Raw genomic sequence first — 20,672 nt, 5'->3', positions numbered from 1 at the left:
GGGGCGGGTGTCTAGAATATGGCACTCTGCAAGACTGGGTCGTGCATCCGACCACCCCGCAAAAGCTCCCCGAATCGTGATTCCAGCCAGCGACGGCTACCCTCACCGGTGGTGTCGCAGGCGACTGATTGATGCTGGATCGACCTGCAGGTGGCGGTTTACCGTCGCTGGCTGGTGGCTCCTGAGGAGTGGCTGCACCGGATGTGCGTTCAAACCGAACTCATGATCTCAAGGTAGGTGAGTGTTTAATGCCTTCAGTTAAAGTACGTGACAACGAGCCGTTCGACGTCGCCCTGCGCCGTTTCAAGCGCTCCTGCGAAAAAGCCGGTGTTCTTTCCGAAGTGCGTCGTCGTGAGCACTACGAGAAGCCGACAGCTGTTCGCAAGCGTCAGCAGGCGGCCGCTGTAAAGCGCCACGCCAAGAAGGTTCAGCGTGAGCGCAAGCGTTTCGAGCGTCTCTACTGATCCGTACTTTTGGGGAGTGATAGTCTGCTCTCTGGAAGGACACCAAGCGGCTGCCTCACGGTGGCCGCTTGTTTTTGTCTCTAGTGGTCCGTTTGTTCTCGAGCCGTGTGCCGTTGCCTGGCGCATGTCGCTAACTCGAGGAATGGCCTGACCCGAAGGTAGCCGCTCACTTTGCTGAGCCGACACTATCTTGCGGTCAGTCCGTTTTTCCACGACTTCTGGCGAATCATGGCTGGTCTCATCCCCCAAGGCTTCATTGACGATCTGCTGGCCCGCACCGACGTGGTCGAGGTGGTGGGTGAGCGCGTCCAGCTGAAGAAGGCCGGCAAGAGCTATGTCGGCCTCTGCCCGTTCCATCAGGAAAACTCTCCCTCGTTCAACGTCATCCCGGACAAGCAGTTCTATCACTGCTTCGGGTGCGGGGCGAGCGGTAGTGCGCTCAAGTTCCTGATGGAGTTCGATCGCCTGCCGTTCCCCGAGGCCGTGGAGCAGCTGGCCTCGCGGCTGGCGCTTGAAGTGCCTCGCGAAGGCGGCAACCAGAGTCCGCACGAGCGCCGTGAGCGCCAGCGTCGCGAGCAGGCCCGCGAAGAGGGCGTCAATCTGCTCGAGGCGGCCGCGGACTTCTATCGTCAGCGCCTGACGGAACCGGCCGCGCAGCCGGCACGTGAGTATCTGGAAGGCCGTGGTCTGTCGCGTGAGGTCATGCGCGACTTCGGCATCGGCTTCGCGCCGGAAGGCTGGGAGCACCTCAAGCATCACCTGAGCAAGCTGGGTGTCAGCGAGGATGTGCAGATCGAATACGGTCTGCTGATCCATCACGAGGAAAGCGGTCGCCGCTATGACCGCTTCCGCGATCGCGTGATGTTCCCGATCCGTGACTGGAAAGGCCGTACCATCGCCTTCGGCGGTCGCGTGATGGGCGATGCCAAGCCCAAATACCTGAATTCTCCCGAGACTCCCGTCTTCCACAAGGGACGCGAGCTCTACGGTCTGTTTGAAGCCCGTGAGGCGAATCGCAAGCTGGAACGCATGCTGATCGTCGAAGGCTACATGGACGTGGTGGCACTGGCGCAGTACGGCATTCGCAATGCCTGCGCGACCCTGGGCACCGCGACCAGTGAGGAGCACCTCAAGCGCCTCTATCGCCTGGTCGATGAGGTGGTGTTCTGCTTCGACGGCGACAAGGCCGGTCGGCAGGCGGCGCGCCGCGCGCTGGAGACCGTGCTTGAGGTCATGATCGATGGCCGTCAGGCGCGCTTCCTGTTCCTGCCGGAAGGCGAGGACCCGGATTCCCTGGTGCGCAGCGAGGGTCAGGAGGCATTCGAGAAGCGTGTCACCTGCGCCTCCGGGCTCTCCGAGTTCCTGTTCGAGCAGGCCGCGGAAGGACGCGACCTCAAGCGCATGGAGCAGCTCGAGCGGTTCGTGACCCAGGCGCTGGAGTGGATCTCGCGCGTGCCCGAAGGGGTGCTGCGCTCGCTGCTGCTCAAGGAGCTGGAGCGGCGCAGTGGTCTGGAGCGTGAGCGGCTGGATGCCATGCTGGTGGAGCGCGCCGCGGCGCGTGAAGCTCAGCAGGCACGGCTGCGTCAGCACCAGCAGCTACGACAGCACCCTCAGCAACAGCAGCGTTCGCAACCGCAACAACGTCAGCCCGGCGCGACACACTCGGCACCGCGCTCAGCGCCCGCTGCCAGTCCTCAGGACGGCGCGACGCTGAGTGACGCGCAGGACGAGTGGTCGTCGCTGGAGGCGATGGCAGATGCCGGCTTCGGCGACAGCGAGCCCGATGGCTGGCAGCCGGATGACTGGCAGTCGCATGGCGAGATGCCTGCGGGCCAGGGCGCTCAAGCTTCGCGCGCGACGCCGGCCAGGTCTCAGAAGCGCACCTCGGTCAGCATGCTGACGCGCCTGTTGCATCTTCTGGTGCACGAGCCGCAGCTGGTCGCCGAGCTGCCTGACTCCAATGAGTGGATCGAAGGAGCGGGCGAGCCGGCCGACAGCGAGGATGCGCAGCTGTTGAACGATGTGGTGCGTCTCTTGAAGGCGGGGCAGTATCGTTCGCCACAGGTGCTGTTGGCGCACTTCCTCGGTACCGCACAGGGGCCGAGGCTTGAGCAGCTGGCGGCCCGCGAATTGCTGATTCCGCGTGACGTGCGCAGCGAAGAGCTGAAGGGGCTGGTGGAGCATTGCCAGCATCAGCAGGCGCGCACCACGCCGGAAGCGGAATATCAGGCCTTGCTGGCCAAGGAAAAGCGTGGCGAGAAGTTGTCGGCAGAAGAGAAGCAGCGGCTGATGGCCCTGCTGATGGAGCTGGCAACACGGCGCTGACGCAGTCTCGGTGCCAGGAAGGCCGACAATGGTGGAAATGCCGTGAGAGCTGAGGCGATGGCGCAGGAAAATACGCCCCATGGCCTTGAAAGACGCACTCATGCCCACTATTTAATGAGGTAGCTCCCGATGCGGACTGCCGCAACGTAACCGATAACGCTAACACACCTGGATGGTCCGGCAAATACGCCGCTGGCAGCATCTCCTGATGGCACGCTATACTGGTGCGCTTGATGCTCTCTTCGTCCCTATACCGGCGCCATGCTCACTCGCTGAGCCGCGTCGCGTCCAGGTGCTTCATTCTTCTTCGTCGAGATAGGGGTTCTATGGCTGGTAATGCGCAGCAGCAGTCGCGTCTCAAGGAGTTGATCGCGCGCGGCAAGGAACAGGGTTACCTGACCTATGCCGAGGTCAACGATCACCTGCCCGAGGATATCGCTGATCCCGAACAGGTGGAAGACATCATCAGCATGATCAACGATATGGGCATCAAGGTCGCGGAAGAAGCGCCCGATGCCGATACCTTGATGATGTCTGATTCCTCCACTGACGAGTCTGCCGCCGAAGAGGCCGTTGCCGCCCTCGCCGCGGTGGAAAGCGATGTGGGACGCACCACCGACCCCGTCCGCATGTACATGCGTGAGATGGGCACCGTGGAACTCCTGACCCGCGAAGGCGAAATCAAGATCGCCAAGCGGATCGAGGAGGGCACGCGTGAGGTGATGTCGTCGCTGGCATTCTTGCCGGGGGCAGTCGACTCCATCCTGGAAGCCTACGACGGCACTCTGGGCGAAGACGGCGGACGTCTGTCCGATCTCTTCTCCGGTTTCATCGATCCTGACGAAGGCGTGCCGGGTGTCGCTGAAGTCGAAGTCGAGGAAGTCGAAGAGATTCCCGAGGGCGAAGAGTCCGAAGGCGACGAAGACGAAGACGACGATTCCGCCTCTGAAGGTGGCCCGGACCCCGAGCTGGCCCGCGTCCGCTTCGAGCAGATCCGTGAGCAGAACGAGGCGACCAAGGCCGCCATCGAGAAGTACGGTTCCGGCTCTGCCGAGGCGAAAGCCGAGCAGGATCGTCTTGCCGAGCTGTTCTCGCCGATCAAGCTGGTGCCCAAGCACTTCGAGCGTCTGGTCGGTCAGGTTCGCGTGTCCGTCGAGCAGGTGCGCGAGCAGGAAAAGGTCATCCTGCAGATCTTCGTCAAGCGCGGCAAGGTGCCTCGCAAGAGCTTCATCAAGGCCTTCCCGGGCCACGAGTCCGACATGGACTGGTTCGACAGCTTCATCGGTGGCAGCAAGAAGTACGCCGACAAGCTCGAGCCGTTCCGTGCCGACGTGCTGCGTGCCCAGCGCAAGATCGCCTTCGAGCAGGACATGGTCCAGCTGCCGGTCAGCGAGCTCAAGGAAGTGAACCGTCGCCTGTCGATCGGTGAAGCCAAGGCGCGTCGTGCCAAGAAGGAAATGGTCGAGGCCAACCTGCGTCTGGTCATCTCCATCGCCAAGAAGTACACCAACCGTGGTCTGCAGTTCCTGGATCTCATCCAGGAAGGCAACATCGGTCTGATGAAGGCCGTGGACAAGTTCGAGTACCGTCGTGGTTACAAGTTCTCGACCTACGCCACCTGGTGGATCCGTCAGGCGATCACTCGCTCCATCGCGGATCAGGCGCGCACCATCCGTATTCCGGTGCACATGATCGAGACCATCAACAAGCTGAACCGTGTCTCGCGTCAGATGCTGCAGGAAATGGGTCGCGAGCCGACGCCGGAAGAGCTGGGCGAACGCCTCGAGATGCCGGAAGACAAGGTGCGTCGCGTGCTCAAGATCGCCAAGGAGCCCATCTCCATGGAGACGCCGATCGGTGACGATGATGATTCGCACCTGGGTGACTTCATCGAGGACGGCACCATGGTCTCGCCGATCGACTCCGCCACCGGCGAAGGTCTGATCGAAGCGACCCGTGGCATCCTGTCCGGCCTGACCGCACGTGAAGCCAAGGTGCTGCGCATGCGTTTCGGTATCGACATGAACACCGACCATACCCTCGAGGAAGTCGGCAAGCAGTTCGATGTCACCCGTGAGCGTATCCGTCAGATCGAAGCGAAGGCGCTGCGCAAGCTGCGTCACCCGTCACGCTCCGAGTCACTGCGTTCCTTCATGGAAGAGTGATCTGAAGCGCTCGGGGCCGCGCCTCGACTGCTGGCCCCGTTGACAAGATAACGCCCGCCCCCATGCGAATGGGGGCGGGCGTTGTCGTTTGTGGGCTTTACGTTACGGGTCTTTCTCTACGGGCTGTGCCGCCTTCAGGCTTGTCTTTACGGACCTTGCCACCTTCGAACTGCGTCGTTCCAGAGCTGCGTGATGTGCCCTGGGGGCTATCAGGCGCCGTGGCGCAACTGGTGAGACGAAGGCGTTGCCGCCACGCTGAAGACGACACGGCCCTTGATGCACTGACGGGAGACCGGCCCCATCTGCTCGCTGCTCAAGCCGTCGGGGTGCTCGCCGCGTAGCCACAGGCGGCCGTTGTCATCGATACGATGCAGGCGCTTGACCAGCTGGCCCAGCCTGGGGTGCTCCACCACGACGGTGGCGCCGGGCGTCAATCGCCAGCGACTGGGCCAGCGCATGCTGATGATGAGGCTGTGCTGCGGGAGACGAGGGGCAAGACTATGACCGTGCAAGCGGTAGCTACTGAACCAGCGCATGTGAGGCTCCTTGAGAATGAGGGCATGACACGGTCAAGATCCTGTCGGTGCCTTCCTGTGGCAGTGGCGATAGTTGAATTGTATCCACTGCTTAGTAAAATATAATCATTCTCATTTGATGTCCAGCCGTTTTCCGTCAGTGCCTCGCGCAATGGCTATCGAGAGACGCCTGTCTAGCGCAGCCTGTCGAGAGAAGACTGTTGAGCAGAGCCTGTTGAGAGTAGAAACGAAAAAAAGCCGCGGCTCAGGTGAGCAGCGGCTTTTGGGAGAGTCACGGGTCTGTCTGTCTCTTGCGCTTCATGCTGTGCTTCATGTCTTGTCACGTCACTTTGCGTTGTTTCATGGGGCAGGGCGAAGTGACGGCCATGCGACAGGTCATGCTCGCAGCTCGGCAAGAGGGTTTTGCTGCCGGGCTCAGTCGTTGGCGTTGAGCTCACGCAGCAGGGCGCGGCGCTGGCGGCCCATGCGGATCGCCAGCAGCACGATCTCGATCACGGCGATGGCCATCAGGGTGTAGCCGAACAGTTCGGTGACTTCCTCGGCGGCATTCTTGACCGAACGCAGGTAGGAGTCCCCCATCAGGGTTTCCCAGAATTCCGAGCGGCCGTAGAGGCGTGAGAAGACGTAGGTCGCCAGGAAGCCTGCGCCGAACAGGCCGAACGCGAAGCTGCGTCCGAAGTGCTCGAACTCGGCAATGAAGCGGCTGCGGTTGCGCCATACGCCGATGATGACCGGGATCGCGACCACGCTGACCAGGAACTGCCAGCTGCCATCGCCGATCATGCCGTCGAGCAGGGCGTCCTGCTCACGGATCAGGGACGCCGCGAACAGGCCGAACAGCAGCAGGCTGATGGTGCGCAGGTCCGGCAGGCGTGAATGCACCAGCCACATGGTGGCTGCGCTCAACGCCAGCAGAGTGCTCTGCATGTGTTCTGTCCAGCTGGCTTCGCTGAAGCCGACATCACCGAAGTGGTGGGCATCATGCATGACCAGCGACATCATCGCGGCCACCAGCGGCGCATAGATGGCCAGGCGCAGGCAGGCTTGCATGAAGAGCGAAGTGGGCTTGCGCCCATACAGCGGCTGTTCGGCGCTGATGGGGAGCGGGACAGCGTTATGGTGCTGGGTATGCGAAGTCAGGCGAGACAAGGGACTCTCCGGACAGTCCATGGACTGCCTGTCAGGGTGAGGGTGTTGTTTGCCTGCTCATTATAACGATGCAAAGGTGCTCAGTTAATATTCTGGTAAGAAAACTGTGAGATTCCATTTCAGCATCGATGTTGCGCCGAGCGGAAATGTTCGTCAGCTCTGACGTAACCGATCACGCTCGGCTTCCTCGACGATCCAGTCATGCACAGCCTGGATGCGGCCATCATCGAGGGTGCCGTGGGGATGGACGATGACATAGCGCTTGCCGGTCAGTACCCGCTGCGCGAAGGGCGCGATCAGCGTGCCGCGCGACAGCTCGTCGGTGATCAGCGTGCGCCTTGCCATCGCGACTCCCATGCCGGCGATGGCAGCCTCCATCGACAGGTGGTTGCGGTTGAAGGTATAGCCACGCTGAACGTTGATCTCGGGCGCGCCGATGCTGGCCAGATAGAATTCCCACTCGGCGTGGTCGTGACTGCCGCGCCAGGCGGTGATGTCGTGCAGCAGCGGATACCAGGCGAGGTCCTCTGCGCTGCGCAGCGGCGGGCGGCCGCGCATCAGGCCGGGATGGCAGACGGGGAAGATCTCCTCTTCCATCAGGTCGGTGACCTGCATGCCCGGGTAGTGGCCGTCGTTGAGGTCGACCGCCAGCTCGAAATCACCCTCGCGCAGCGGAGAGTCACTGTCCTCTGCGCGCACGTGCAGCTCGATATCCGGAAAGCGTGCCTGCAGGCGCGGCAGCCGTGGCGCCAGCCATTTGGAGAGAAATGACGGCACCGAACGCAACCTGAGCACACCGCTCATCAAGCCGCTGCGCAGCCGTTTGACCTCCAGTCCCACCGCGCTATAGGACTGCTCCACCACGCGCGCCAGTCGCGCGCCTTCTCCTGTCAGCTCGAGTCCGCGTGAACGACGCAGAAACAGCTTGAAGCCCAGCCGCTCCTCCAGCTGCTTGATCTGCTGACTCACCGCGCCGGTGGTGACGTGCAGTTCTTCCGCCGCACGCGTGAAGGAGCCGTGACGCGCGGCGCAGGCGAAGACCTGCAGCCAGGCATGGGTCTGACCATTCAGGTGGCGCAGGCTCGGTGTGGTGGCGGGCGTGCCGGTCGCCGTCGGCGGCACGACGGGGCCAGTACCAGGCGTGTTGTCGAGGGAAGACGTCATGGGCGGGTCTCATGCAAGCGCTGGAGGCAGATAGTGAGGGAGAAGCCGCGATGGCCAGATACAGATGGTGGTGATAGCTAAAGGCATCAGGGCACAAGGTGGCGCGAAGAGCATAGTTTACGCCGTTTTTGATGCATAGGGTTTAGTCAGGCTAAACCCACGACCAATATTTATGGTTTGTCGCGTCCCGCCCCCATCCATCATCATTGCCTCATCCACTGGCAGGCGCTCAGGCGCGGCGAGTTTCCGAGATGAGGTGTTGTCATGTCCATCAGTGTATTTGATCTCTTCCAGGTCGGTGTCGGCCCCTCCAGCTCGCACACCGTCGGCCCGATGCGTGCTGCCGCGCAGTTCGTCGAGACCCTGCGCTCGCGTGACCAGCTGGAGCGCGTGGCGCGCATCGAGGTGCAATTGCATGGTTCGCTGTCTGCCACCGGCGTGGGCCACGGTACCGACAAGGCGACCATCCTCGGCCTGATGGGCGAGCTGCCGGAAACGATCGACCCTGCGATCATCGACCCCTGCATCGAAGAGCTGCTGGAATCCCAGACACTGCTGCTCGACAACCGCATCGCGGTGCCCTTCGTATGGGTGCGTGACATGCAGTGGCACGATGCGCCGCTGCCGTATCACCCCAATGCCATGCGTCTGATCGCCTACGGCCATCGCGATGAGCTGTATCGCAATGTCTATTACTCGGTGGGCGGCGGTTTCGTGGTCGACGAAGTCGAGGCCGCGCGTGACCCGCTGCTGGAAGACGAAAGCCTGCGTCTGCCGTACGAATTCAACACCGCCAATGAGTTGCTGGCGCTGTGTCGCATGCACAAGATGCGCATCAGCGAGCTGATGATGGCCAACGAATGTGCGCTGCGCAGTGAGACCCAGGTGCGGCGTGGGCTATGGCGCATCTGGGAAGTGATGAACGAGTGCATCGACAACGGCCTGACGCACGAAGGCGTGCTGCCCGGCGGTCTCAACGTCAAGCGCCGTGCCAAGCGTCTGCATGCGCGTCTGCTGGATGTGGAATCCAGCAAGTCGATCATCACCTCGACCTTCTCGGCGATGGACTGGGTCAACCTGTTCGCGCTGGCGGTCAATGAAGAGAACGCGGCCGGTGGTCGCATGGTGACGGCGCCGACCAATGGCGCGGCCGGCATCATTCCGGCGGTGCTCAGCTATTACATGAAATTCCAGGAAGATGCTCGCGAGGAAGACGTGGTCGATTTCCTGCTCACGGCAGCCTCGGTGGGCATCCTGTGCAAGAAGAACGCCTCCATCTCCGGCGCGGAAGTCGGCTGTCAGGGCGAGGTGGGTTCCGCCTGCGCCATGGCGGCCGCCGGGCTTGCCGAGCTGATGGGCGCGACGCCGGAGCAGGTCGAGAACGCGGCGGAAATCGGTCTCGAACACAACCTGGGACTGACCTGTGACCCGATCGGCGGCCTGGTGCAGATTCCCTGCATCGAGCGCAATGCGATTGCCTCGGTCAAGGCGATCAATGCCGCCCAGATGGCGATGTGTGGCGATGGCGATCACTTCGTCTCGCTGGACAAGGCGATCCGCACCATGCGTGACACCGGCCGCGACATGCAGGACAAGTACAAGGAGACCTCCAAGGGCGGTCTCGCGGTCAACGCCATCGAATGCTGATGCGCCTAGTGGCCACTGACAGGTTCACCGGCTCTGACTGAATAGAACCTGTGCGATATGAACCTGTGTGATGTGAATCTGAGTCGAACTGCCATGACTTTCCGCCGGAGGCCAGCCGCCTCCGGCCAAACCCGTTGTCTCTTGTCAGGTACATGATCTCCGGCCAGAGGTCATGATCTCGGCAACCCTCGTTGACGCCTCTTCGGCGCGGTATTCCGCGACGGACAGGCGTCTTTTTTTATGGCGGAAATAGCGCTCATCTCGACGGTTCGGCTCGGGCTGGTGGGGGAATCTGCCGGCCTCGAGATGTCTCGGGAGGGCTGCGTTGTAAAGAAGTCGCTGATATATCGGCTATTGGTCGAGTGAGCGCGCTTGCTGCTGGCAGCGCGCCTCTCGCTATTCTAGTTTACGTTAACGTCAGTTGCGCTGATCGCAACGATGCCGCATATCAAGGGCCTGTGGATAGTGCCTGTTGATGCTGCGTGCCGATGACGAGCCGCGATGTTGCGGGCATCCGCGCTGACGAACAGCCCTCATGTCTCTTGGAAGACACAGACCACCGGCTTGCCGGTCAGGACGGAGTACTGACATGCCATCACCGCCCATTCAGGGGCCGCGTGCCAGCGGGGGCGCATCAGCGACAGCCCCGATTCTCGAGACGCGTGGCTTGAGCAAGGACTTTCGGGGTTTCACGGCCGTCGATGACGTCAATCTCCAGGTGCAGGAAGGGCATATCCATGCCCTCATCGGCCCCAATGGCGCCGGCAAGACGACAGTCTTCAATCTGCTGACGCGCTTTCTGCCGGCTACCCGCGGCGAGATTCTCTATCGCGGCAAATCCATCACTCGCATGAAGTCGCATGAGATTGCGCGCCTGGGGTTGGTGCGCTCCTTCCAGATATCGGCAGTGTTTTCCCAGATGACGGTGCTCGAGAACGTGCGGGTCGCCCTGCAACGCCCCCAGGGCACCTCGTTTCATTTCTGGAAGCCGGAACGCAGCCTCGACAGCCTGAACGAGCAGGCGCTGCATCTGCTGGAGCAGGTAGGGCTGCGCGATGATGCCCACCGTGTGACCGCCAGTCTGCCCTATGGCCGCAAGCGCGCGCTGGAGCTGGCGACCACGCTGGCGCTTGAGCCCACGCTGATGCTGCTGGACGAGCCGACCCAGGGCATGGGCGCCGAGGATGTGGACCGCGTGGTCGAGCTGATTCGTGTCGCGGCGCGGGGCCGTACGGTGCTGATGGTCGAGCACAATCTGAGCGTGGTCAGCCGTCTGTGCGATCGCATCAGCGTGCTGGCGCGCGGGCGGGTGCTGGCGGAAGGCGACTACGCCAGTGTGTCGGCCAATCCCGAGGTTCGCGAGGCGTATCTGGGCAGTGAAGCGCCCGAGTCCACGGCGGATGAGCACAAGGAGGTTTCATGACGGTGGTTATGGAGCAGGCGACGGACAGGCAAGCCTCGGCGGCCGACTCGCCGCTGGGGGAAGAGCAGCTCTGCCTGCGCGAGCTGAACGCCTGGTATGGCGAGTCCCATGTGCTGCATGGCGTCAACATGACGGTGCGGCGCGGCGAGCTGGTGACCTTGCTGGGTCGCAACGGGGCCGGACGCAGCAGCACGCTGCGCGCGATCATGAACATGGTCGGCCGGCGCAGCGGCGAGATCCTCATCAAGGGGCAGGACAGCATGGGGTTGGCGCCGCATCGCATCGCCCATCTCGGTGTCGGCTTCTGCCCCGAGGAGCGTGGCATCTTCGCCAGCCTGAGCGTCGAGGAAAATCTGCTGCTGCCACCGCTGGTCAGGAGCACAGGACATGACCAGGGCCGGAGCCAGGGCCAGGGCCAGGGCCAGGGCATGTCGCTGGACGAGCTCTATGCGCTGTTCCCCAATCTGCATGAGCGGCGCACCAGTCAGGGCACGCGCCTCTCCGGTGGCGAGCAGCAGATGCTGGCGTTGGCGCGCATCCTGCGCACCGGGGCGGACCTGTTGCTGCTGGATGAGATCACCGAGGGTCTGGCGCCGGTCATCAACCAGAAGCTGGCCGAAGTGCTGATGATGCTGAAGGCGCGCGGCATGACCATCGTGCTGGTGGAGCAGAACTTCCGCTTTGCCGCACCGCTGGCCGACCGTCATTACCTGATGGAGCACGGCACCATTCTGGAAGAGATCAGCGCGGCCGAATTGCCGGCCCGCCACGAATATCTGCACAAGGTACTGGGGGTCTGAGCTCCCGCTCGGGCTGAGCTGCACAGGGCTGGCCGCCATGCACAGCCTTGCACTCGCCAATCTGAAGTCCGTACGTCTCGCCACAACAATCACAATATTGCCGGGTAATCCGGTCTGGAGATGTCATGCACGCCACCGCTTCATCCAACGCCACTGCTACATCCAACGCCACCGTTTCATCCAACGCCACCGTTTCATCCAACGCCACCCCTGCCGCGTCACCGTTGTCACGCTGCATCACGGCGGCCACTCGCCGGCGCCTGTTGCCGCTGTCCGCGCTCATGATGGGGTCACTGCTGTCGGCGGGAATCGCGCAGGCCGATATCAGCGATGGCGTGATCAAGATCGGCTATCTGGCCGACATGTCGGGCATCTATCGTGACCTGGCAGGCCCGGGCGGCCTCGATGCGCTCAAGATGGCCGTCGAGGACTTCGGCGGCAGCGTCAACGGCATGCCGATCGAGGTATTGAGTGCCGATGACCGCAACAGTGCCGATGTCGGTGCCAATACGGTGCGCGGCTGGATCGATCAGCAGAATGTCGACATGGTCGCCGGGCTGGTGGCCTCATCGGTGAGCATCGCGGTGACGCGGATTCTCGCCGAACAGGACACGCTGGGTATCGTCTCCGGCTCGGCGGCTTCCAGCATCACCAATGAGCATTGCACGCCCAATCATGTCCACTGGGTGTATGACACCTATCCGCTGGCGCACGGCACGGCCAAGGCGATCGTCGATGAAGGCGGCGACAGCTGGTTCCTGCTGACCGCGGACTACGCCTTCGGTCATGCCCTGGAAGGCGATGTGGAAAAAGTGGTGAACGAGAATGGCGGTACCATCGTCGGCAAGGTACGTCATCCATTCCCGACCAGTGATTTCTCCTCCTACATCCTGCAGGCGCAGGGTTCCGGGGCCAAGATCGTCGGGCTGGCCAATGCCGGGTCGGACACCGTCAACGCGCTGACCACGGCGAGCCAGTTCGGCGTGGTGCAGGCCGGGCAGTCGCTGGCGGGGCTGTTGATCTTCCTCAATGACGTGCATGCCCTGGGGCTTGAGGTGGCGCAGGGGTTGCAGCTCACCACCGGCTGGTACTGGGACCTCAATGACGAGACACGCGCCTGGTCCCAGCGCTATCACGAGCGCAATGAGCGCATGCCGACCATGGTGCAGGCCGGCATCTACTCCAGCACCCTGCATTACCTGAATGCGGTCGCGGCCACCGGCAGCGATGACACCGCCATCGTGCGCGCCAGAATGGGTGAGACGCCGGTCAACGACATGTTCGCCAACAACGGCACCATCCGTGCCGATGGGCGCATGGTGCACGACATGTATCTGGTCAAGGTCAAGGCGCCCTCCGAATCCCAAGGCGAGTGGGATGTCTATGACGTGATCCGCACCATTCCCGGCGCTGAAGCCTACCGACCGCTGGCGGACAGCCAGTGCGAGCTGGTCAAGGGCTGAAGCCGAACGTCAGTCGAGTCGCTGAGGCGTATGACATGGCGCTGCCGGTCGGATGATCGGCAGCGCCGAGCGGCTGACGCGAATGGGCGCTGAAAAGGAATGTGCGGATGACCATGATTTTTGGAATACCCCTGATGGTGCTGTTCGGCCAGCTGATGCTGGGGCTGATCAACGGTGCCTTCTATGCATTGCTGAGCCTTGGGCTGGCGGTGATCTTCGGTCTGTTGCGCATCATCAACTTCGCGCATGGTGCCCAGTACATGCTGGGCGCCTTCGCGGCGCTGCTGGGAGCGCAATATCTGGGGCTCAACTACTGGACGGCGCTGATCGTGGTGCCGCTGGTGGTAGGGGCCCTGGGCATCGTGGTCGAGCGTCTGCTGCTGCGGCGCATCCAGCATCTTGATCACCTCTATGGTCTGTTACTGACCTTCGGGCTGGCGCTGATCTTCGAGGGCACGCTGGTGAATCTGTTCGGTGTCTCGGGGTCGAGCTATCCGATCCCCGAGGCGTTGAGTGGCGGCTTCAAGCTGAGCTTCATGTTCCTGCCCACCTACCGCGCCTGGGTGCTGGTGGCGGCGTTGGTGGTCTGCTTCGGAGTCTGGTTCCTGATCGAGCGCACGCGCCTCGGTGCCTATCTGCGCGCGGGAACCGAGAACCCGGAGCTGGTACAGGCCTTCGGCATCAATGTGCCCTTGATGGTGTCGCTGACCTACGGACTCGGCGTGGCGCTTGCCGCCTTCGCCGGCGTGCTGGCCGCGCCCCTGTATCCCGTCTCGCCGACCATGGGCTCGAGTCTGCTGATCGTGGTGTTCGCGGTGGTGGTCATCGGCGGGATGGGCTCGATTCTCGGCGCCATCCTCACCGGGCTCGCGATGGGGCTGATCGAGGGGCTGACCAAGGTGTTCTATCCCGAGGCCGCCAATACCGTGATCTTCGTGGTGATGGTGATGGTATTGATGCTTCGCCCTGCCGGGCTGTTCGGAAAGGAGGCCTGACATGGCCGTACTGCAACAGGATCACCAGGCCGCGCGTGCAGGCAGCGCGCCGCGCAGAATCACCCCGCTGAGCATGCTGTATCTCGTGCTGTTCCTGCTCGGGTTGTTGGCACCCTGGGTCGCCTATCCCGTCTTTCTGATGAAGATTCTGTGCTTTGCGCTGTTCGCCAGCGCCTTCAATCTGCTGCTCGGCTTCGTGGGGCTGCTGTCCTTCGGGCATGCCGCCTTCCTGGCCACGGGCGCCTATATCACCGGCTTCTTGCTCGCGGAATACCCGGGCCTGAGTCCGGCGCTGGGCATCGTGGCCGGTACGCTCGGCGCGGTAGTGCTGGGGACGCTGTTCGGGGCGCTGGCCATCCGGCGGCAGGGCATCTACTTCGCGATGATCACGCTGGCCCTGGCCCAGATGATGTTCTTCTTCTTCATCCAGGCGCCGTTCACCCACGGGGAAGATGGCCTGCATGGCGTGCCGCGCGGTGAGCTGTTCGGCGTGTTCGATCTGGCGAACAACCACACCCTCTATTACTTCGTGTTCGCGATCTTCGTGGCGGCCTTTGCCCTGATCCGGCGCGTGGTGCATTCCCCCTTTGGTCAGGTGCTGAAGGCCATCCGCGAGAATGAACCGCGCGCCATCTCGCTGGGCTATCACACCGATGCCTACAAGCTGGTGGCCTTCGTGCTGTCGGCGGGGCTGGCAGGCCTGGCGGGAGCGACCAAGACGCTGGTGTTCCAGCTCGCCTCGCTGGGTGATGCCAGCTGGCACATGTCGGGGGAGGTGATTCTGATGACGTTGCTGGGCGGCGTCGGCACGCTGCTCGGGCCACTGGTGGGCTCCGGGCTGGTCATCGGGCTGCAGCACCAGTTGGCGCAATCCGCGCTGGGGGATTGGGTCAGAGTGATTCTTGGCGCCATCTTCGTGGTCTGCGTGCTCAGCTTCCGCAGCGGCATCATCGGGGAATGTCAGCGCTGGATCGCGCGTCGTCAGCAGCGGGAAGATAAATGAGTGGCGAGGCGGCGAGAAGGAAAAGCGAGAAGCACGAAGGGAGATCAACAAGAAGGAGTGAGCGGCCCATCGTGCTCTGAAGCAAAGACATCAATGACTTGCCGATGACTTCAGGCATAAAAAAAGTCCACCCCAAATAGGGTGGACTTAAATGCCATTGTATATCGAGGGGGATACGCCGGTCCCGGATCCTCGACTCAGCAATGAGCACGCCATGCGAGATAGCCGCCATTTGCCATCTCGCTGTATAGATTGCATGCTCGATGCCAGCTTTTTGGTATTCCCAATAAAAACAATGGCTTGAGGTATTGGTGCCTGTTTGTGGGCTGCCAAGTGGCGGTCAGATGGCTCGCGGCGTGCGCGCTGCTGGGCGATTCATGGTGCGTTGCAGCATGGTTGTGCACCAAATGCGTGCCGTTTTTCGAGCATATCCGTACGTCATCAATAACTTATGTGGCTTGCGGGTGTGGATAGCGGGTGTGGATAGCGGGTGTGGCTAGCAGGCATCGTCTGCCCGCTGGCACTGTACCTGTACCTCGCCGCCTGCCAGACGCACAGGCCACACCGTCAATGCGAGTGTGTCGTCGTCCAGGCATTGGCCATCACTGAGTCGATAGCGCTGCTTGTAGAGTGGCGAGATCACCAGCGGCTCTCCGGCGTGATCACCCAGCAGGCCGCGGGCAATCACGTTGGCGCCTGACACCGGATCATGATGGTCGATGGCGAACAGCGTGAGGTCATCGCTGTCGGCTGTGGCCGGCAGCGTGAACAGGGCGATCTGGCGGGCCTGGCCGTCCGCCTCAAGCCAGGCGGCCACGCCGGAGCCCGGCACCAGGTCCTCGCGCTGGCAGAGTGTCACCCAGCGTAGCGGCGTCTGTGCCGCGGCAGAGGTGTCCTGTGTTGTAAAGGACGGGCTGGAGAGCGGATCGGTAGATGTCGTGGCGAGTGCAGGCGATGTCATGAGCGTACCTCCGTGGCCAGGTGGGTCGTTGACTGAGGTTGATGTTCTGCCACTGCTTCGCGGGCGCCACCGTCGCTGATGATCAGATTGCCACTGGCCAGTTCATCGCGGCTGGCGGGGCGAATCTGGTCGCGCTCGACGATATTGACCACGTCAGGGTCCGGGCGCTGGTCATTCACGTAGCTGCGGAAGCGCTTGAGTTTCTCGGGGCTCTTGAGCGCATTGGCCCATTCGCATTCATAGCGGTCCACCACCTGCTGCATCTGCTCTTCGAGGGTCTCGCCGAGCCCCAGACTGTCCTCGAGAATCACCTCTTTCAGATAGTCGAGGCCGCCTTCGAGGCCCTCGCGCCAGACGGAGGTGCGCTGCAGGCGGTCGGCGGTGCGGATGTAGAACATCAGGAAGCGGTCGATGGTGCGGATCAGGCTCTCGTCATCCAGGTCGGTCGCGAACAGCTCGGCATGACGCGGGCGCATGCCGCCGTTGCCGCAGACGTAGAGGTTCCAGCCGTTCTCGGTGGCGATCACGCCGACATCCTTGCTCTGGGCCTCGGCGCATTCACGGGTGCAGCCGGAGACGGCGAACTTGAGCTTGTGCGGGGAACGCAGGCCCTTGTAACGGTCTTCCAGCGTCAGCGCCATCGCCATGCTGTCCTGCACGCCATAGCGACACCAGGTGCTGCCGATGCAGGATTTCACCGTGCGGGTGGACTTGCCATAGGCGTGACCGGTCTCGAAGCCGGCGGCGATCAGCTCGCTCCAGATGTCCGGCAGTTCATGTAGCTGGGCACCGAAGAGGTCGATGCGCTGGCCGCCGGTGATCTTGGTATAGAGGTTGTAGCGCTTGCCGATCTCACCGATGGCGATCAGCTTGTCCGGCGTGATTTCGCCGCCGGGGATGCGCGGCACCACGGAATAGGTACCGTTCTTCTGCATGTTGGCCATGAAGGTGTCATTGGTGTCCTGCAGCGGAATGTGCGAGGACTCGGTGATCGGCGCGTTCCAGCACGAGGCCAGAATCGAGCCCACCGCCGGCTTGCAGATCTCACAGCCCAGGGCATCCGGATGGCGGCCGTGGCTGGCCATCAGCTCGGCGAAGGTCTCGATGCCTTCGACGCGCACCAGCGAGTAGAGCTCCTGACGCGTGTGCGCGAAGTGCTCGCACAGTGAGCGGTCGACCTCGACGCCACGACTTTCCAGCTCGGCATCCACTACCTTCTTGAGCAGCGCCGCACAGCCTCCGCAGCCGGTGCTGGCCTTGGTGCAGGCCTTGATGGCGCCCAGATCACTGTTGCCGGCATCGATGGCGCTGCAGACATCGCCCTTGGAGACGTTGTGGCAGGAGCACAGCGTGGCGCTGTCGGGCAGGGCATCCGCGCCCAGCGTGATGGCTTCGCCACTGGCATCCGGCAGGATGAGTGCCGCCGGGTCCTTGGGTGCCGTGATGCCGTTGGTGACGTACTGCAGCAGGGTGTCGTAGCGCGAGTTGTCGCCGATCAGTACCGCGCCCAGCACCTGCTTGCGGTCCCGCGAGACGATCAGGCGGCGATAGACGCCGTCGGCCTCGTCACAGTAGCGATAGCTGATCGCGCCCTCGGTTTTGCCGTGTGCGTCACCGATGGAGCCGACATCCACGCCCAGCAGCTTGAGCTTGGTGGACATGTCGGCGCCCTGGAAGCGGAAGCTCTCCTGAGAGGCGCTTGCGGCATCGCCAGCGCTGGCGGCCAGCAGGGACGCCACGCCGCGGGCCATCTGATAGCCCGGCGCGACCAGACCGAAGATGCGCGATTGCCACAGGGCGCACTCGCCGATGGCGAAGATTTCCGGGTCTGAGGTGCGGCATTCGTCATCGATGATGATGCCGCCGCGCTCGCCGATCTCGAGGCTGGCGCTGCGTGCCAGCGCGTCCTGAGGGCGGATGCCGGCAGAGAACACGATCAGGTCGGTCTCCAGATGCTCGCCATCGGAGAAGTTCATCCGCCACTGGTGGTGCTCGCCGGGCACGATGTCGGTGGTGGCGCGATTGAGGTGCACCCCCACGCCCAGCGCAGTGATGTGTTGCTTGAGCGCAAGGCCGCCATCCTCATCCAGCTGCACCGGCATCAGGCGTGGCGCGAATTCGACGACATGCGCTTCCAGGCCGAGTGACTTGAGGGCATTGGCGGCTTCCAGCCCCAGCAGGCCACCGCCGACCACCACGCCATGTGTCTTGCCATCGGCGGCAGCGCGAATCTGATCAAGATCCTCCAGGGTGCGGTAGACCAGACGATTGCTGGCGGCGGCCTCGCTTCCCGGCTCACCGAGGCCCTGGATGGGCGGCACGAAGGGGGTCGAGCCGGTCGCCAGCACCAGGCTGTCGTAGGGGTAGCGCCCGCGCGTGGTGATGACATGGCCGCCATCGCGGTCGATGGCGGTGACACACTCGTCGAGGTGCAGGGTGACGCCCGCCTTGCGGTAGTCGTCGGCGGTGCCGAGCGCGAGAGATTCGGCATCACGCCCGGTGAAATACTCCGAGAGATGCACGCGGTCGTAGGCGATGTGGCGTTCTTCGCCGAAGACATGAATCTGGTAGTGCGCGGTGGCACCCAGTGCGATCAGCTGCTCGACGCAGTGATGGCCAACCATGCCATTGCCGATGATGATCAGGTGTTTCATGCGGCCTCCTCGAAGGTGTCAGGGGTGTTGTCGGTCTTGTCTGTGGTGTCGCGATCACGATGCTGGTCTGTCATGTCTTGAGTGCCCGGCTTGCCGCTGGGGTCATCGGGCGCCGTCGGCGGGCCGTCCTGGGTCAGTCCTGCCAGGGCTTCTGCCGGCATCAGCAGAAGGTCTTCGCGAATCCGGGCCAGTGGCGTGCCGGCCTTGAGCGCTTCGAACAGGGCGTTGCCGGCACTGACGTCGCCGTAGAGCACCACGCCGACCAGGCGCTCCTCGCGCAGCAGCAGTCGGCGGTAGTCGCCCAGGGCGTGGTCCTGATAGACCAGCACCTCGTCATTCGGCTGGGGGGCAAGCTCGCCGCAGCTGTAAAGGTCGATGCCGCTGACCTTTAGGCGCGTCGCCAGTGGCGCATTGCGATAGGGCGGAGTCGGTTGCGCGAGAAGCTGGCGGGCGAGCACTTCGATCTGTGCCCAGATGGGCTCGATCAGGCCGAAGGTCTCGCCAGCCACCTCACAGCATTCGCCCAGCGCGTGAATGTGCGGATCGCTCGTGAGCAGATGGCCATCGACCTGGATGGCGCGCTGACAGGCCAGCCCTGAAGCACGCGCAAGCTCGATTTCGGGGCGAATGCCGGTGGCGGCGATGGTCAGTCCGGCGTGAAGTTCGCGGCCATCCTTGAGGCGCACGCCGCTGATGCGGCCCGCCGGGGACTCGAGCCACTCTTCGAGGTGCGCGCCAGTGATGATGTCGAGGCCACGCTCGCGAAGCTCCTGCTCCAGCAGTCCGGCCGCGACCTCATCCAGTTGACGGTTCATCAGGCGCTCGCTGCGCTGCAGCAGCGTCACCTCAAGGCCACCCTTGCGCAGGCCCTCGGCGGCCTCGAGCCCTAGCAGCCCGCCGCCGATGACCAGTGCGCCGGCGCCCTCCTGCCGTCCGGCAAGACAGGCGGCCTGCATCTGCTCGACATCCTTCAGATCGCGAAAGCCCATCAGTCCCGGCGGCCAGTCATTGGCGGACGACGCCTCTGGCAGGTGAGCGGGCAGAGGCAGGGGCAGCGCCGGGCGTGAGCCGGTCGCGATCACCAGCCGCTGATAGGGGATTCGGTCGCCGCTGGCGGTCTCGACACAGCGGGCGGTGCGATCGATCTGGCTGACGGGGTCGCCGCTGATTCGTGTAATGCCGTGCCGCGAGAACCAGTCGGCCTGCTGGCTGATCAGGCCTTCGGTTCGTGTCTCGCCGGCCAATAGCGGCGAGAGCTGAATGCGGTTGTAGGGGAGGTGGGGCTCCTCGCCGATCACCGTGACCGGCCAGGGCAGCTGCTGATCAGGGCTCAGCGAGACCAGCTGTTCCAACAGCTTCTGCGCCGCCATGCCGTGGCCGATGATGACCAGTGCTGGCGTAGGCTCGCGGGTGGTAGATGACGGATGCATTCTGCCTCCTTGCGCTGACGTTCTGGACGCATAAAAAAAGCGCCTGCTTGCCGCCGTGATGATCACGACGTCAAGCAGGCGCCTTTGCCTGGAAGATGAGGGCTAAGCATTGGATAGCGAGTTGCAGTGTCAGGTGACGATGTCGCTGTCACCCACAACTGCGGCAGGTCTGGCGGACCGTTGGCTGCTGCATGTCACTCATCGGAGTGATGCGCTGCGAGACCTGCGATTCGGGGTCGTCATTGACCCAACCTGCCGATACTCAGGCGAATTCGGTGCCGCTTCAGAGAAAGCCGCTATTTTTCATTCACTTGCAGTTGCAGATACTCGAGGCGAGGTCCTGGCATGGTCGAGCCGGTCGCGGTTCAGGGAGGCATCAAGGCAGGGATTGGTGCAGTCGCATGCGCTGATGCACATGGCTGGTGCGTCAGCGGTGACTGGCGCTGGCCGTCTCGCGCTGTTCGCCTCCTGCTTCGGTAGCTTATGACGGCCA

15 protein-coding genes are annotated in these 20,672 nt (G+C 63.1%); 9 read left to right on the top strand and 6 right to left on the bottom strand.

What is annotated here, in order from left to right:
* The first annotated feature begins 248 nt into the window (after window positions 1-248).
* The 3 genes from rpsU (at window position 249) to rpoD (ending at window position 4,954) form a co-directional block, all read left to right on the top strand.
* Window positions 249-464, top strand: coding sequence for a 30S ribosomal protein S21 (gene rpsU / locus CLAM6_RS15345; RefSeq protein WP_024951433.1), 216 nt, complete (start codon window positions 249-251; stop codon window positions 462-464).
* A gap of 228 nt (window positions 465-692) precedes the next feature.
* Window positions 693-2,789, top strand: coding sequence for a DNA primase (gene dnaG, locus CLAM6_RS15340; RefSeq protein ID WP_153636559.1), 2,097 nt, complete (start codon window positions 693-695; stop codon window positions 2,787-2,789).
* Window positions 2,790-3,115: 326 nt separating this feature from the next.
* Complete coding sequence (rpoD, locus tag CLAM6_RS15335) at window positions 3,116-4,954, top strand: RNA polymerase sigma factor RpoD (RefSeq protein WP_043334650.1); 1,839 nt, start codon at window positions 3,116-3,118, stop codon at window positions 4,952-4,954.
* 209 nt (window positions 4,955-5,163) lie between these two features.
* Here the strand turns inward: rpoD and CLAM6_RS15330 are convergent, their stop codons facing one another.
* The 3 genes from CLAM6_RS15330 to CLAM6_RS15320 form a co-directional block, all read right to left on the bottom strand.
* Window positions 5,164-5,490, bottom strand: a complete 327-nt coding sequence (locus tag CLAM6_RS15330; protein WP_153636558.1) for a hypothetical protein — start codon at window positions 5,488-5,490, stop codon at window positions 5,164-5,166.
* 414 nt (window positions 5,491-5,904) lie between these two features.
* Complete coding sequence (locus tag CLAM6_RS15325) at window positions 5,905-6,639, bottom strand: hypothetical protein (RefSeq protein WP_107335965.1); 735 nt, start codon at window positions 6,637-6,639, stop codon at window positions 5,905-5,907.
* Window positions 6,640-6,792: 153 nt separating this feature from the next.
* Window positions 6,793-7,803: a LysR substrate-binding domain-containing protein gene (locus CLAM6_RS15320; protein WP_131432742.1), complete on the bottom strand. Its 1,011-nt coding sequence runs from the start codon at window positions 7,801-7,803 to the stop codon at window positions 6,793-6,795.
* Window positions 7,804-8,067: 264 nt separating this feature from the next.
* Here CLAM6_RS15320 and CLAM6_RS15315 point away from each other — a divergent pair, with 264 nt between their 5' ends.
* The 6 genes from CLAM6_RS15315 to CLAM6_RS15290 all read left to right on the top strand — a co-directional run bounded on the left by CLAM6_RS15315 (window position 8,068) and on the right by CLAM6_RS15290 (window position 15,134).
* Window positions 8,068-9,450 carry an L-serine ammonia-lyase gene (locus CLAM6_RS15315; protein WP_153636557.1) on the top strand — a complete coding sequence of 461 codons (1,383 nt, stop codon included), beginning with the start codon at window positions 8,068-8,070 and terminating at the stop codon, window positions 9,448-9,450.
* Window positions 9,451-10,039: 589 nt separating this feature from the next.
* Complete coding sequence (locus tag CLAM6_RS15310; RefSeq protein WP_052384708.1) at window positions 10,040-10,873, top strand: ABC transporter ATP-binding protein; 834 nt, start codon at window positions 10,040-10,042, stop codon at window positions 10,871-10,873.
* Window positions 10,870-11,673, top strand: coding sequence for an ABC transporter ATP-binding protein (locus CLAM6_RS15305; RefSeq protein WP_153636556.1), 804 nt, complete (start codon window positions 10,870-10,872; stop codon window positions 11,671-11,673). Before CLAM6_RS15310 ends, CLAM6_RS15305 begins: the two co-directional genes overlap by 4 nt.
* Before the next feature lie 281 nt (window positions 11,674-11,954).
* The gene (locus CLAM6_RS15300) at window positions 11,955-13,136 is read left to right on the top strand and encodes an ABC transporter substrate-binding protein (RefSeq protein ID WP_153636989.1); all 1,182 of its coding nucleotides are present in this window, start codon (window positions 11,955-11,957) and stop codon (window positions 13,134-13,136) included.
* 107 nt (window positions 13,137-13,243) lie between these two features.
* Window positions 13,244-14,131 (top strand): branched-chain amino acid ABC transporter permease, encoded by an 888-nt coding sequence (locus CLAM6_RS15295; protein ID WP_043334657.1) that lies wholly within the window; start codon window positions 13,244-13,246, stop codon window positions 14,129-14,131.
* Window positions 14,132-14,204: 73 nt separating this feature from the next.
* Window positions 14,205-15,134 (top strand): branched-chain amino acid ABC transporter permease, encoded by a 930-nt coding sequence (locus tag CLAM6_RS15290; protein ID WP_197738769.1) that lies wholly within the window; start codon window positions 14,205-14,207, stop codon window positions 15,132-15,134.
* 496 nt (window positions 15,135-15,630) lie between these two features.
* Here the strand turns inward: CLAM6_RS15290 and nirD are convergent, their stop codons facing one another.
* The 3 genes from nirD to CLAM6_RS15275 are packed head-to-tail and all read right to left on the bottom strand — an operon-like array spanning window position 15,631 to window position 20,179.
* Window positions 15,631-16,095, bottom strand: a complete 465-nt coding sequence (gene nirD, locus CLAM6_RS15285) for a nitrite reductase small subunit NirD (RefSeq protein ID WP_153636554.1) — start codon at window positions 16,093-16,095, stop codon at window positions 15,631-15,633.
* A complete protein-coding gene (gene nirB, locus CLAM6_RS15280; RefSeq protein WP_153636553.1) occupies window positions 16,092-18,749 on the bottom strand; it encodes a nitrite reductase large subunit NirB in 2,658 nt (885 codons plus the stop codon). Before nirB ends, nirD begins: the two co-directional genes overlap by 4 nt.
* A complete protein-coding gene (locus CLAM6_RS15275; protein ID WP_153636552.1) occupies window positions 18,746-20,179 on the bottom strand; it encodes an NAD(P)/FAD-dependent oxidoreductase in 1,434 nt (477 codons plus the stop codon). Before CLAM6_RS15275 ends, nirB begins: the two co-directional genes overlap by 4 nt.
* Window positions 20,180-20,672 lie beyond the last annotated feature (493 nt).

It is taken from the genome of Cobetia sp. AM6, assembly GCF_009617955.1.
Taxonomy (GTDB): Bacteria; Pseudomonadota; Gammaproteobacteria; order Pseudomonadales; family Halomonadaceae; genus Cobetia; species Cobetia amphilecti.
This window is presented reverse-complemented; position numbering and strand designations above follow the sequence as displayed.